This window comes from Mycobacterium sp. IDUB_36, from assembly GCF_055419225.1.
This window is the reverse complement of record NZ_JBVAXH010000001.1, coordinates 3341579-3355498: the sequence shown is the minus strand read 5'-3', so window position 1 is coordinate 3355498 and position 13920 is coordinate 3341579. Positions and strand designations below refer to the sequence as shown.

10 protein-coding genes and 1 tRNA gene are annotated in these 13920 nt (G+C 66.6%); 9 read left to right on the top strand and 2 right to left on the bottom strand.

Annotated features, from left to right (window positions below; all coding sequences use genetic code 11):
- Positions 1-35 precede the first annotated feature (35 nt).
- A complete protein-coding gene (locus ACZYW1_RS16695) occupies positions 36-629 on the bottom strand; it encodes a TetR/AcrR family transcriptional regulator (protein WP_463787861.1) in 594 nt (197 codons plus the stop codon).
- A gap of 130 nt (positions 630-759) precedes the next feature.
- Between ACZYW1_RS16695 and ACZYW1_RS16690 the strand changes: the two genes are divergently transcribed.
- From ACZYW1_RS16690 to ACZYW1_RS16680, 3 genes are all read left to right on the top strand, one after another.
- Positions 760-831 (top strand) — tRNA-Gln (locus ACZYW1_RS16690).
- Positions 832-1337: 506 nt separating this feature from the next.
- On the top strand, positions 1338-1511 hold the full coding sequence (locus ACZYW1_RS16685) for a hypothetical protein (RefSeq protein WP_463787294.1): 174 nt from the start codon (positions 1338-1340) through the stop codon (positions 1509-1511).
- On the top strand, positions 1508-2257 hold the full coding sequence (locus ACZYW1_RS16680) for a hypothetical protein (protein ID WP_463787293.1): 750 nt from the start codon (positions 1508-1510) through the stop codon (positions 2255-2257). The genes ACZYW1_RS16685 and ACZYW1_RS16680 overlap by 4 nt, the downstream gene beginning before the upstream one ends.
- Positions 2258-2269: 12 nt before the next feature.
- Here the strand turns inward: ACZYW1_RS16680 and ACZYW1_RS16675 are convergent, their stop codons facing one another.
- The gene (locus ACZYW1_RS16675) at positions 2270-4108 is read right to left on the bottom strand and encodes a putative bifunctional diguanylate cyclase/phosphodiesterase (protein WP_463787860.1); all 1839 of its coding nucleotides are present in this window, start codon (positions 4106-4108) and stop codon (positions 2270-2272) included.
- A 201-nt stretch (positions 4109-4309) separates the two neighbouring features.
- On the opposite strand from ACZYW1_RS16675, the gene ACZYW1_RS16670 reads away from it, so the two are divergent.
- The 6 genes from ACZYW1_RS16670 (at position 4310) to ACZYW1_RS16645 (ending at position 13920) form a co-directional block, all read left to right on the top strand.
- Positions 4310-6433, top strand: coding sequence for an Rv1355c family protein (locus ACZYW1_RS16670; RefSeq protein ID WP_463787291.1), 2124 nt, complete (start codon positions 4310-4312; stop codon positions 6431-6433).
- A gap of 241 nt (positions 6434-6674) precedes the next feature.
- Positions 6675-7985 carry a cytochrome P450 gene (locus tag ACZYW1_RS16665; protein ID WP_463787859.1) on the top strand — a complete coding sequence of 437 codons (1311 nt, stop codon included), beginning with the start codon at positions 6675-6677 and terminating at the stop codon, positions 7983-7985.
- 158 nt (positions 7986-8143) lie between these two features.
- Positions 8144-9640, top strand: a complete 1497-nt coding sequence (locus tag ACZYW1_RS16660; protein WP_463787290.1) for a tyrosine-protein kinase domain-containing protein — start codon at positions 8144-8146, stop codon at positions 9638-9640.
- The gene (locus tag ACZYW1_RS16655; protein WP_463787289.1) at positions 9637-11139 is read left to right on the top strand and encodes an O-antigen ligase family protein; all 1503 of its coding nucleotides are present in this window, start codon (positions 9637-9639) and stop codon (positions 11137-11139) included. Before ACZYW1_RS16660 ends, ACZYW1_RS16655 begins: the two co-directional genes overlap by 4 nt.
- On the top strand, positions 11129-12820 hold the full coding sequence (locus ACZYW1_RS16650; RefSeq protein ID WP_463787288.1) for a hypothetical protein: 1692 nt from the start codon (positions 11129-11131) through the stop codon (positions 12818-12820). The genes ACZYW1_RS16655 and ACZYW1_RS16650 overlap by 11 nt, the downstream gene beginning before the upstream one ends.
- Entirely contained in the window at positions 12817-13920 is a 1104-nt protein-coding gene (locus ACZYW1_RS16645) for a glycosyltransferase family 4 protein (protein WP_463787287.1), read from the top strand. Before ACZYW1_RS16650 ends, ACZYW1_RS16645 begins: the two co-directional genes overlap by 4 nt.

Genomic DNA, 13920 nt, shown 5'->3' with positions numbered 1-13920 from the left:
TTTGGCGAACAACGACCAGTCGTGGGCGTCTGTTCCTACTCGTCCGCCAGGTGCGGGTCGGCTTCCAGATGGGTCAGTCCGTTCCACACCAGGTTGACCAGGTGTGCGGCGACCACTTCCTTTTTGGGCTCCCGGGTGTCGAGCCACCACTGGGCGGTCATCGACACCGATCCGACCAGGGCCTGCGCGTACAGCGGTGCCAGGTCGGAGTCCAGGCCGCGACGGGCGAAATCGCCGGCCAGGATCGAGCTGACCTGGCTGACGGCGTCGTTCAGCAGGCTGGAGTACGTTCCCGAGCTGATCGAGGCGGGCGAGTCGCGGATCATGATGCGGAAGCCGTCGGTGTGTTCCTCGACGTAGGTCAGCAGCGCCAGCGCCACCGTCTCGACCCGCACCCGGGACCGGTTGTTGGTCAGCGATGAGGTGATGCGATCGAGCAGGGCCGACATCTCCCGGTCGACGACCACCGCGTACAGGCCCTCCTTGCCGCCGAAGTGCTCGTAGACGACGGGCTTGGAGACGTTGGCCCGGAGGGCGATCTCCTCGATCGAGGTTCCCTCGTACCCTCGTTCGGCGAACAGTGAGCGCGCGATGTCGATGAGTTGGTGGCGGCGCTCGCTCCCGGTCATCCTGGTGCGGGGCGCCTTCGTTTCCTTGTCCGGCGCAGCCACGCCTTACAGGTTATCCCCCGGCTGCGGTCCGCGATCGGCCCGCACGGTCGTCTAGAGTGGACGCGGTCTTCACCGCTGGTCGCAGCGATCCGTCGTGGTGTAATCGGCAGCACTTCTGATTTTGGTTCAGACAGTTCAGGTTCGAGTCCTGGCGACGGAGCTTCGCTCGACCGATCGATCATTACCTGAGACGGGCCCCTGCCTGTGCGGGCGCACGGAGCATGTTTCCGAGCAGCGCATTCCTTAGCCTTTCCTGAGACCCAGTGCGTAATTCCGGCCCGCTTTTGATGATTTTTGTTCACCGGTGGATCAGGCTGCGGCCGATTGGCGCTATTTGCAGATCGTTTCGCAGGGCGACGACGTCGGTTTAACAGCCTTTGTTCGAATAACTATTGCAGTTCGTTTTCGACTCCGGCCTGGCCGTCACTCAGCCGCGCCAAACGACGGCGTTGCAGGTCAACAGGCTGAAATGTAGTATCGTCCAACCGACCGGAACTAACATCAGATTCACATACTCGGACATTTGGTTCCGTTCTAAAACTGAATATCGGTTTGCTTGAGTTTGTCGAGTGCAGGGTTGACAAAGCAGCCTGAGCTCATTCAAAGAGCACACAATGTGCCACGAAACAAACTGGAAGTTGGCCCCTCGCGAGGGAAGGGTCCCAAATGACCACTGTTTCGATGGACAACACCACGACCGAGAAGTTCTTTCTGACGAGCTTCGACTGGTGTGTCTTCACCATCAACCCCATGCCGGCCTGCGACCGGTCCCACCTCCTCCACTGCCGGCCGACGGCCGGTACGCAGCGCTACGACGGCCGGAACCGGTGGTCGCGATGACCACCGCATCCATCGGTCACCCACGCGCTGACCCGTTCACGCTCCGGGAAAGCCTGGAGTGGTACGACGCCGACATCGACTGCACCCTGGTCGTCTCCACCCCAGGTGCCGACCGGTGGCTGTGGTCGGAGTACGTGGCCGGCGCGCTGCGCAACTATCGCAAGCACGGTGTCGAGTGCGCGCTCGACACTGCGGCCCTGTGGAGCGGGGCCGACACGGCGATGTTCTTCGCCGTCGTCGACGACGCCGGCCGAACCGTGGCGGGCTTGCGGGCGATCGGTCCGTTGCGCTCGGCCGAGGACTCGCACGCGCTCGTCGAATGGGCGGGTCAGCCCGGCCAGCACCTGGTGCGCAACATCATCAACGACCGGGTGCCGTTCGGAGTCCTCGAGATGAAGTCGGCCTGGGCAACCGACGATCCGGAACGCAGCCACCGCATCACCGAGGCGATGGCACGGAGCGCGTTTCACATGATGGCGCTGCTGGACAACCAGTTCTGCATGGCCACTGCGGCGGCTTATGCGCTGAACCGGTGGCGCTCCTCCGGCGGGGTGGTGTCCCCGATTCCCGCGACGCCGTACCCGAGTGAGCGATACCAGACCAAGATGATGTGGTGGGACAGTCACGACTTCGTCAATCATGCGAAACCCGAACAGGTGTCCAAGATCTTGACCGAGACCCAGTACCTGATTCGGCGGTGCTTCGCGCAGTCGGCGAGCAGCGCCTGTGCGTCGACCGCTACCTGACCACGGCTCGGCTCAGGTGAAATCCAGCGGCACGAACCGCTGAGCCAGCAGCGCCTCCATCGCCTCGGCCTCCAACGGACGCGACAGCAGAAAGCCTTGTGCGCGATAGCAATTGAAGTCCAACAGCGTCCGAGCCGCATCGGCGGTCTCGACCCCCTCGGCGACGACTTCCAGATCGAAGGCGTCGGCCAGCGACATGATCGAGCGGACGATGGCCTGGTCGCCCAGGTCGGAGCCGAGTTCGCGGACGAACCCGCGATCGATCTTGAGCGTGTCGACGGGCAGGGATTTCAGGTAGGCCAGCGCGCTGTAACCGGTGCCGAAGTCGTCGATCGCGATCCGCACCCCGATGTCTTTGAGCCCGGCCAGCGTTTTGTGGGTTGCGTCGATGTCTTGGACTACAACGCTTTCGGTGATCTCCAGGCATACCGTGCTCGCGTCCAGGCCGAACGCGTCGAGCGACGCGGCCACCATCTCCACCGTTCCCTCCGCGACCAGCTGAACCGGCGACACGTTCACCCGCAGCACGGCTTCGGTGCCCACACCGCGCGACCGCCACTCGCTGAATTGCTCGAAGGCGGTGCGCATCACGAGCCGGCCGAGCCGGCCGGCCAGGTTGATCGATTCGACGACGCTGATGAAGGACTCCGGCATCATCAGGCCCCGCGTCGGATGTTGCCAACGGACCAGCGCCTCGGTGCCGAGCACCTCGCCGGTACGCATGTCGAACTCGGGAAGGTAGTGCAGCACCAGCGCGCCGCTGCCGCTGTCGATCGTGCCTTCCAGTTGCAGCTCGATGTCGTTGCGGATCGCGTACTTGTCCGACAGGTCCGGGCTGAACCGCGCGACCTCACGCCCGCCGGCGCTCTTGACCGACGAGAGCGCTTGATTCGCGCGCCGCAGAACTGTCGAGGTGTTGTCGACGCCCGGTTCCCCGATGGCAATCCCGATGCTCACGTTGCGGCTGACTTTCTCACCGTCGATCTCGACCTGTTGGCCGACCCCGGCCTGCAGCCGTCGCGCGAAGAACTCGGCCTCGCTCACGTCCATCGGGTCCTTCGGCACAACCACGAACTCGTCGCCGCCGAATCGGGCGATCGTAGAAGAGCTTTCGACGGCATCACGCAGCAGGCCGGCGAAGGCCCTGATGTAACGGTCGCCGGCATTCTGGCCGAGGTGATCGTTGATCACCTTGAGCCGGTCGACGTCGATCTGCAGCGCCGCAACCGGACCCGGCTGCCCGTCCTCCAGTCGCTCGTCGAGGTGCGCGAGTAGCGCGCGACGATTCAGCAGCCCGGTCGGCTCATCGTGGTGGGCGAGAAACTGCAGGTGCTCCTCTGCGTCAACGCGGGCCAGCAGCTGGGCGAACAGGGCGGCGATGGCCTGCAGTGCGCTCAGTTCATCCGGCAGCCATTCGCGGTCTCCAAGGTTGACGAAGCCGAGTGTTCCCGTGGTGAGCTCCCCGGACAGCAGCGGAACAGCCGCCATGGACGTCTGGGGCGCGCCGGTGCCTTCCTCGATACTGCGCTGATAGTCCACGTTGTCGGGGTCGGGCCGCAAAACGTAAGGCTCGGTATAGGTTTCGATCAATCCGAACACCGAGTCGGCGTCGGCGAAGTACACCACCCCGATCGGGTCGGGGTCCGGGACGTTCTGCCGGGGTGGCCAGTCGGCGATCAGAATCGTCGCGCGGATGCTGTGGTCGGTGCGGCGCAGGAAGCCGATATCGACACCCAGGCGCTCCACCAGCATGGCCACCACCTGCTGGCTGACCGCAGCGTAGTCCGCCGCGTTGGCCGCCATCAGCTGCGCAGCCGCCGCGGTGACCAGGTCATCCAGCCCGCCGGACATGTCGAATACGGTAGCCGTCATTTACGTCGCCGCAAATAGTTGCCACCCAGGTTGCGTCCCTGTCAGCGGCCGGCCCGGGCACGCCGAAAGAACTTCCTGAGCTGCGTAAGACGGTGCGCCGCGTGGTTAAGCTGACCCTACGAGCGACGTGGGAATCGGGTCGTAGACCTCGAAACCCGCACTGACACAGGACGGAGCAGCGTGACCGATCCCGTCGCCACCGCTCACGCGGCACAGGTACTCGACCCCGCCGATCCCTCCGACAACGAGACGTTGAACCGCCTGCGCGCCGACCCCGCGATCGAGTTTCTCGATCACGGCGACCAACAGATCGCGGGTCTGCAGAAGCTGCGGCCCGAACCCAGCCGGGAGATCCTGGCCGAGGGCATCCGCTGGGCCTACTACCCCTGGCGGCGCAGCGTCGTCGCGGTGCTTGGTCCGCGGGGTTTCCGGACCCTGCGCCTCGACCGCAACCGCAACAACATCACCGCCGACGAGCAGCTCAAACTCGGCTCGTTGACGATCGGCGTCGCGGGCCTCAGCGTCGGCCACGTCATCGCCCACACGCTGGCGCTGCAGGGCCTGTGCGGTGTCATCCGGTTGGCGGACTTCGATCACCTCGAGTTGTCGAATCTGAATCGAGTACCCGCCACCGTGTTCGACCTCGGAGTCCACAAGGCATATGTGGCATCGCGCCGGATCGCCGAACTCGACCCCTATCTGCGGGTCGAGGTGATCGAGGCCGGGCTGACCGTCGAGACGGTCGACGCCTTCGTCGACGGGCTCGATATCGTTGTCGAGGAATGTGATTCGCTCGACATGAAGGCCGTCGCGCGGCTCGCCGCCCGCGCGCGGCGCATTCCGGTGGTGATGGCGACCAGTGACCGCGGAATGGTGGACGTCGAACGCTTCGACAAGGAACCGGAGCGTCCGATTCTGCACGGAATGCTGGGGCAGCTCGACGTGGACCTGCTGCCGGGAATGAGCAGCCGGGACAAGATCCCGCACATGCTGCGCCACCTGGAAGCCGAACGGCTGTCGCCGCGTGCGACGGCGTCGCTGATCGAGGTCGACCGGACGCTGTCCACCTGGCCGCAGATGGCGTCGGATGTCGTGATCGGCGCCTCGGCGGTGGCCGAAGCCGTGCGCCGCATCGGTCTCGGCGAAACGTTGAACTCCGGCCGGTGCCGGGTCGACGTCGGATGGGCGCTCGACCAACTCGACAAGCCCGCAGCGGAACCGACGCCCGCCTTCGACGACGCCGGTCCGCCGATGATCGACGACCCCATCATTGCCGCCGCGATGCGCGCGCCGTCCGGCGGGAACAGCCAGCCGTGGCGCATCGAGGCGAACCCGAACGACATCACCATCACCGTGGCCCCGGAACACACCTCGGCGATGGATGTGGGCTTGCGCGGCAGCGCGCTCGCGGTGGGTGCGGCACTGTTCAACGTCCGCGTCGCCGCCGCGGCGCACGGAACCCTCGGCCCGGTCACCGTTGCCGAGGGCGTCGATGGAATCCCGCTACGGGCCGAACTGGCGCTGGGGGCAGGTGGTGACCCAGCGCTGGCCGAGCTGTACCAACCGATGCTGGCGCGCGAGACGAACCGGCGCCACGGGACCGCCCAGCCGATCGACGACAGAACCACCGAATTGCTCGTCGCCGCCGCCCGCGACGAAGGAGCACGCCTGCGTCTGCTCACCGGTGAGAGCGAACTCGACCGTGCTGCAGCAATTTTCGCTTCGGCCGACCGCATCCGGTATCTGACCCCGCACCTTCACGGCGAGATGTTCGCCGAACTCCGGCTGCCCGGTGACCCCGATCCGGACACCGGACTCGACGTTCGCACCCTTGAACTGGATGACAGCGACCAGGCGATGCTCGAGATCCTGCGCCGACCCGACGTGATGGCCCGCCTCGCCGAATGGGACGCCGGTGCGGCGCTCGGAGACGACACCCGCGACCGGATCCGCGCCAGTTCCGCGCTGGCGGTGATCACCGTGACCGGCGACAGTCTTGCCGACTACGTCCGGGGTGGCGCGGCGACCGAAGCGGTGTGGATTCTGGCTCAGCGCGAGGGCCTCAGTGTCCAGCCCCTGTCACCGGTGTTCATCCACGCACGCACGCCGGCGGAGCTCGCCAAGCTGTCTCCCAGGTTCGCCGACGAATTGATCCGGCTGAACGGCGATTTCATGCGGCTGACCGAAACCGGCCCAGACGACGCCCTCGTTCTGGCGCTCCGGTTCAGTGTGGCCGCCCCCGCGTCGGTGGTCAGCCGGCGTAGCGCAGACCGAGTTCATATGCAACGCAACGTGATTGACTGAACAACCGACGGCGCGCTCAGAACGGCTCGGCGAAGAGAACCCGGCGCAGTAGTGGCGAGGCGTGGTCTGCCTGACCGCGCGGCGGCGGTCCGCGATCACACCGATCGGCACGCAATACCCCTAGCTGCCGATAGGCTTTGGACGTTCGTGCGCGAAGCAGTCCCGGGAGGCAGTAGTGGTCCACAGTCCAGTTCGCGCCCGCGCCGGGCACGCGTCGTTGCCGCGGCCACCGGTCAATCCGATGCCGTTCCGGCAGCGCCTGGCCGCGGTCAAACAATTCAGCACCGGCACCGAGCGGCTGCGCGACGCCGGTGGCCGGGTGACCGCGTTCGCGTTGGGACCGCGCTGGATGATGCCCCCGATGGTGCTGGTGACCTCGCCGGCCGCGATCCGTGACGTGTTGAGCACCAAAGACTCCTCGGTGGACAAGACCACCCCGGTCTTCACCGAGATGCGGTCGATTCTCGGCTCGAACCTCACCGTCCTGCCCTTCGAGCCCTGGAAACCGCGACGGCGCATTCTGCAGCCGGTCTTCACCAAGCAGCGGGTCAACGAATTCGGTGGTCACATGGCCGAGGCCGCCCAAGCCGTCTGCGAGAAGTGGGGCGACGACACCGAGATCGACATCGACGCCGAGTGCCGTGCCCTAACCCTGCGATCCCTCGGCCGGTCGGTGCTCGGACTCGACCTCGATCGACGAGCCGACGTGGTCTCCGGGCCGCTGCGGGTGGCGCTGGCCTACGCGATCGGACGCTCGACCCGTCCGGTACGGGCACCGGCCTGGCTGCCGACGCCGGCCCGTCGGCGCGCCCGGCGGGCCAGCGAGCAACTACACACGCTGACCCAGGAGATTCTGGACGACTGCCGCGCCGATCCGACCCGCGTCGCACCCCTGGTGCGGGCACTGTTGGCGGCCGAGGATCCCGAGACCGGAGCTCGGCTGTCCGATCGGGAGATCTGTGACGAGCTGATCATCTTCGTGTTCGCCGGCCATGACACCACCGCGACCACGCTGGGCTACTCCCTGTGGTCGCTGGGCCAGCACCCCGAGTTCCAGGACCGAGTCGCGGCCGAAGTCGCGGCACTACCCGATCGGCCGCTGACGCCCGACGACATTCCCCACCTCGGCTACACCATGCAGGTGGTGCGGGAGTCGCTGCGGCTGTGCCCGCCCACACCCACCGGCACCCGGATGGCCGACCAGGACGTCGAGATCGACGGGTACCTGGTGCCCAAGGGCACGATGATCATCGTCGGGCGGATGGCCGTTCAGCGAGACCCCCTGCTCTGGGAGGACCCGCTTCGATTCGATCCCGACCGGTTCAGCCCGGAGAACGCCAAGGCGATCGATCGGTGGCAGTATCTGCCGTTCGGGGGTGGCCCGCGGGCCTGTATCGGCAATCACTTCGCGATGCTCCAGGTCACGCTGGCCTTGGCCACCATCATTCGCACGGCCGAAATCCAGTCGCTGGACGCCGATTTCCCGCTGACCCTGCACTTCACCATGATTGCCGACGGCCCCATTCGCGCCAGGGTGCGATCACGCCGGTAGCGGCGGTGGGAGTGCCATCGACCCCACCGGGAACGCCGGGCCCACAAACCGTAAGTTAGCTCCGCCGGGTCAAATGATTCTAAAGGTTTGCTTTCTGCCCTATAAGCGGACATGATGTATGCAAATCAGTTCGCAGCATACTGGTCTAGGGGCAATGCATGGATTTCCGTACCTTCATTGGCACGATCGTCGGGAGCTGGAAGCTCGTCGTGGGTGCACTACTCGCGTGCCTGGTCGGCGCCGGGTTCCTGACCGCGATGCAGACGAAGAGCTACCAGTCGTCGGCGACCATTCTGATCTCGTTCTCCGGCGCGCAGAATCTCACCGACGTGTACTACGCCACCCAGGCCGCCCAGGACCGGCTGGCGTCCTACGGCCAGGTTGCGGGTGGGCACGCGGTGGCCGAGCGCGCGGTCCGGCAGCTGCACGTCTCGGTCGACCCCGACACCCTGGTGAGCCAGACCCACGTGGCGTCGACGCCGAAGTCCATGTTGCTGAACCTGACCGTGATGGACACCGACCCGGCCCGGGTCGCCGCGCTGGCCGGCGCGATGGCCGACCAGTTCGCGGCCTTGGTTCCCACGCTGGGCGAGGGGCCGCGACCGATCGAACGCCCACGGCCGCCGCGCCCGGATCCCTCGGACAGTCAACGGGTCACGCCGGACACCCAACTCGACGCCGCGGCGCCGCCCCCCGCACCCGCGTCACCCACGCTTGCACCGGATCCGCCGCGAACCACGTTGCCGCTGGCGACAGCAACCGTCGTCGAGCGGCCCGGAGTTCCGCAGACCCCGGTCAAGCCGGTCCCGTCGCGCAACATGGCGATGGGATTGGTGGCCGGCCTGCTGCTTGGCGTCGGGGTGGCCCTGACGCGTAAGGCCACCGACCGCAGTGTGCGGGATCGCGCGAAACTCGAAGAGCTGTCTGGGGTTCCGACGCTGGCGGAGTTGCCTGCCCGGCCGAAGGTCGCATCGAGGTTCGGCGCCGACGGCTCCTTCGACGATGCGGTGCGCGCCTTCCGCACCCGGTTGATCAAGGTGCTGGAACCGCAGACCCGTCGGGTGCTGCTGGCCGCGCCGTTCGGCGGCGAGGGAACCACGACGACGGCGCTGAACCTGGCCGGCGCCTTCGCCGAACTCGGCCAACGGACGCTGATCGTCGAGGGCGACATCCGCAAACCGGCGCTCGCCCGCGTGATGGGCGTCAAATCCGGGATCGGACTGGCCGACATCCTCGCGGACCGCGACGTCGCCGCGATGGACGCGGTGTCGGCTACGTCCATCGACAAAGTGTTCATGGTCGCTTCGCGCAACGCCCGCGACGACGACATTCTGGCCCGCAGCACCGAACTCGCCGGTGTGGTACAGGATTTGGCCAACCGGTTCGACCGCACCATCATCGACAGCTCACCAGTGCTGGCCACCGCCGACGCCGGTCTGCTGGCCGACGCCGCGCAGGCCACCGTCCTGGTGGTCCGCGCCGGGCGGACCACTTTCGACGAAGTCACCGATGCGCTGCACGTGATGCGTTCGGCTGGCATCGACGTGGTCGGAACCGTGCTGACCGACGCGCGCATGCCGCGCTACACCCGGGCGGCCGTTCGGGCCTACCACCGCAAGCCCTCTCGAGCCTTGGTCATCAGCGGGTCTTCATGATCCTGTACGTCCGCGACAGTCGTGAACGCAGGGTGATCGATACCGTCACGGTGGCGGCATTTCTGTTCGGGTGCTTCGTCTTCGGCATCCTGGCGGTCCGTACCACCGTCTACGGTCTGCTGCTGATCGGGGCGTTGTTCTGCCTGGTGCTGTACTGGGTCAAACCGCAGATGATGGTCAGCGTTGCGCTTTTCCTGTCATTCGCCGCTCTGCCCGAGGGCTTGCACATCGGGAAGGTCTTCGGCCCGATACCGGTGTACGCCTATCACGTTGCGCTGATACTCGCGCTCTGCTACCTGATTCCGATTGTGCGCCCGCAACTCTCGATGTTCCGGCTGCCGGCGATGTTCGTGCTGACTATCCTGTTGTTCACCCAGGTCGGCCTCGCGGCTGACAACGCCGTCGACCGCGTCGTGCACGAGGCGATGTACATGCTGGAACTGGTCGTCGGCGTGGTGCTGGCGTTGCTGATCGTCTACGCCGACTACATCAAGGGCACCCTGTACGCGGTCGGCGCCACGATGTGGTTCTCGGCGGGCATGGTCATCGCCGGCTCCTTCCACAGCATCCAGCTCGCCGGCCGGTCGGAGAGCATGGCGGAGATGGCCGGAGCCGTCGACACCAACCGGATCATCACCACCGCCGAAACCCCGGCCATCGCCGTGCTGACCACGCTGGTCGCGCTGCAGATCCTGGGCCGTGGGCGGGCCGCCGCGTGGCTCGTATTCTTCCCGCCCGCAATGATCGTCACCGCGCTGACGTTCGCGCGCAGCACCTTGCTCGCCATCGGTGTGGCCGCCGTGATCGCGATCCTGACGAGCATGAGTTGGCCGACACTGCGCCGGACCGGGCAGATTCTGCTCTGGGGCGCAGCGTTATTGGCGATCACGCTGCCCGCCGCCCTGTTTCTGCTGCAGCATTCGGAGGCCGGCACCTGGCTGGGCAACCAGATCGCCGGCTACAACAATCGGGTGCTCGGCGGCGTCTCGACGGATGCGCTCGCCGTGGACGAGTCGACGCTGGACCGATTGCGCGAGAACGCGAAACTCAACCGCGCCATCGGCGAGGCACCGCTGTTCGGACACGGGCTGGGTTACGCGTATCAGATGCCGTTCGGCAACGACCCCAACTGGTTCACCGCGAAGTTGGGCACCACCTACGCGCACAACTTCTATCTGTGGTGGCTGTGCAAATCGGGCATCGTCGGGATGGCCGCATTCGCCTGGCTCGCGCTCACCCCGCTGATCCGCGGACTGCGCAGCGCCTCCGCGCTCGCCAAGGCCGGCGCGGCCGTCAGCATCGGGCTGTTGGTGATCTGCAACGTCGCCCCGCTCCCCGAAGAGCCGGCCAGCGCGTTGGTCCTCGGCATGGCGCTGGGTTCGGCGCTGGCGTTTGCCAATCTGGACCGCGCGCAGCGGCGTGATCGCGCCGCCGCTGTGCCGAAAGAGGCTGACCCGCAGCCGCTTCCGACGCCGATCGGGGTGTGCGGTGCGGCCTGATCTCCGCAAACTCACGGCGGTGCTGGCCGCCGTGGTGCTGGCCGTCGGCGGGTGCGCCGACCACGACGCCGCACCGCGGGAATCGCTGGTGGCCGTGGCCAGTCCGGCGATCCCGGTCGATACCCAGGAAGTCACCAATCCGCTGCGCGGGCAGTACGAAGATCTCCTGCAGCCACTGTTCCCGCAGGGCAACGCCGCCGACCGGCGATACCCCGCATGGCCCAGGACCCATGACGCCAGCCTTCGGTTGTCGTGGCGGCAAATACAGCCCACCGATCCCGGCAGCCTGGCACCGGGTACGCCCGACGACCAGAAGTACGACTTCCACGTGATCGACGAGGCTCTCGCGGATGCGGCCAAACGTGGTGCACGACTGATGCTTCAGGTGTACTCCTACAACTCCTGCTGTAACGCGCAGTACCCGGACAACACGAACATCGAGATTCCCGACTGGATTCGGGCCTTTCCCGGCTCGAGTGCCAGCTACCCCGGACCGGCCACCAGCTCACCCAGGATCACCCAGGTGGTTCCGAACTGGAACGACCCGCACTATCTGGATGGCTTCGAGAAGCTACTCGAAGCACTGGGCCGCCGGTATGACACCGACGAGCGGCTGTCGGTCTTCGAGTTCTCCGGCTACGGCGATTTCAGCGAGAACCACATCTCCTACATCCGCGACACCTTGAAGGCTCCCGGACCGTCGCAGGAAGACAGCATGAAGGAGCTGGGGTACTACGCCGTATTCCACGACCAGACGATCACCCTCGACTCCATCCGCCGCCTGGTCGCCGCGCACGCCCGGTCGTTCCCGCACACCCAGATGGACGTGACGTCCAACAACCCCGAGATCATGCGGGAACTGTTCGAGGATCCCAACATCACCGGACGGCTGGACGCCCCGGTCGGCATCCGGACCAACGCACTGGGGATGTATTCGCCGATGCCGGCCTGGGCCACGAACCCCTACTCACAGTACGTGCTTCAGAAGAATCCCTTCATCGACGTGGTCCGCAAACGGTTCGCGACCGCGCCGGTGATCACCGAATGGGCGGATCTCACCGATGGCCGGGCACGCGACCTGCCGAGCTACTACCAGCAGGCCCTGCGCGACATCGTCAAGTACCACGTGGCGATGACCTCCAGCGTCAACTTCCCCGACAGCAGATCCGACACCGCGATGGACTCCACGCTGTACCTGCAGTGGGCACAGGCCAATGTCATTGCCGGCTACCGCTATTCGGTGACGGCCCGGGGAGGTTCGGAATCGGTGCACGACCGGGTGGCGACGATCACGGCGAATTGGACCAACTACGGGTCCGCGGCCGCCATCGAGAAGTGGTCGCCCGGTTACCGTTTGATCGACTTCGCCGGCACGGTGGTCCGGACCATCCCCTCACACGTCGTGCTCAAAGACCTCGTCCACAGCGACGCCGGCGACAGCTCGCAGCCGATCCCGGAATCCAGGGCCGAAACGGTGCGCGTCGAACTGGCCGGACTGCCCCCCGGTCACTACACCCTGCAGGCCGCCGCCGAATGGCGACAACACAAACCGGGAGCCTCGCACGCGGTGGACTATCCGCCCATGCAGCTCGCCCGCGACGGCCGGGACGGTTCCGGCTGGTATCCGATCGCCACGCTCGACATCCCGCGCGGCGAGTTCAAAACCGGTGCCGCGCAATGACGCTGCGGGTGCTGGTCGTCGGGCCGGCCCCGGCCGGGGCACTCAGCCGGGGCGGCATGGCAACGGTGATCGCACTGATGGTCGCCCACCCGGACCGCAACTTCGCGATCACGACGGTGCCGACGTACGTGGAGGGCACCCCGTGGCATCGGCTGGCGGTGAGCCTGTCGGGCATGCTGCGCGCCACCTGGCTGGTGCTGGCCGGCAGGACCGATGTGTTGCACATCCACCTGGCCCACGGCGGCAGCGTGCTCCGCAAAGCGCTGCCCCTGGCAGCCGCCAGGCTGGTGGGGGTGCCGTCGGTGATTCACGGGCACAGCTACGACTTCGGCGGCTGGTTCGACCGTCTCCGGCCACGGGGCCGGGCCGTCGTCCGGCGCCTGCTGACCGCCGACCACTGGCTGGTGCTGGGCGATCGTCACGTCCAGGAGTACGCGGACCGCTTGCGGCTGCGTGACGATCGAATCAGTGTGCTGCACAACGCTGTCCAGATCCCGGAGGACCCGGTGAGCCACTCCGGGGTCCACGAAGTACACGCGGTGGCGCTCGGCCGACTGGGTACGCGCAAAGGCAGCTACGATCTGATCGCCGCGGTCGGTCAACTCGATGCCGACGTGCGGAGCCGATTGCGGCTGACGCTCGCCGGCGACGGCGAGATCGACGCCGTGCGAGCGGCGATCACCGACGCCGGCCTCGACGAGACGATCGACGTCGCGGGCTGGCTGGGCCCGTCAGAACGGGACCAGTTGTTGCGCAGCGCCCACATTTTCGTCCTGCCGAGCCACGACGAGGGCCTGCCGATGGCGTTGCTGGAGGCGATGGCACAGGGGCTGGTGCCGGTGACCACGATGGTAGGCAGCATCGGGGAGGCGGTCAGCGATGGTGTCAATGGGGTTCTGGTGCAACCCGGTTCGCCGAAAGAGCTCGCCGGTGCGCTGGCCGGTCTGATCGGCGACGAATCGCGGCGTGCCGCACTGGGTGCCGCGGCGCGCCGCCGCGCACACGACTTCGGCATCGACCGCTGGTATCAGCGCCTGTCGCGACTGTGGCTCGAGTTGGCCGACACCGGCCGGCCCTCAGCACGCCTCGAGACGGCGTGA

Bases quoted from the DNA above. Each gene is read 5' to 3' on its own strand.
- ACZYW1_RS16695 (WP_463787861.1), bottom strand. From the start codon at position 629: ATGACCGGGAGCGAGCGCCGCCACCAACTCATCGACATCGCGCGCTCA.
- ACZYW1_RS16685 (WP_463787294.1), top strand. From the start codon at position 1,338: ATGACCACTGTTTCGATGGACAACACCACGACCGAGAAGTTCTTTCTG.
- ACZYW1_RS16680 (WP_463787293.1), top strand. From the start codon at position 1,508: ATGACCACCGCATCCATCGGTCACCCACGCGCTGACCCGTTCACGCTC.
- ACZYW1_RS16675 (WP_463787860.1), bottom strand. From the start codon at position 4,108: ATGTCCGGCGGGCTGGATGACCTGGTCACCGCGGCGGCTGCGCAGCTG.
- ACZYW1_RS16665 (WP_463787859.1), top strand. From the start codon at position 6,675: ATGCCGTTCCGGCAGCGCCTGGCCGCGGTCAAACAATTCAGCACCGGC.
- ACZYW1_RS16660 (WP_463787290.1), top strand. From the start codon at position 8,144: ATGGATTTCCGTACCTTCATTGGCACGATCGTCGGGAGCTGGAAGCTC.
- ACZYW1_RS16655 (WP_463787289.1), top strand. From the start codon at position 9,637: ATGATCCTGTACGTCCGCGACAGTCGTGAACGCAGGGTGATCGATACC.
- ACZYW1_RS16645 (WP_463787287.1), top strand. From the start codon at position 12,817: ATGACGCTGCGGGTGCTGGTCGTCGGGCCGGCCCCGGCCGGGGCACTC.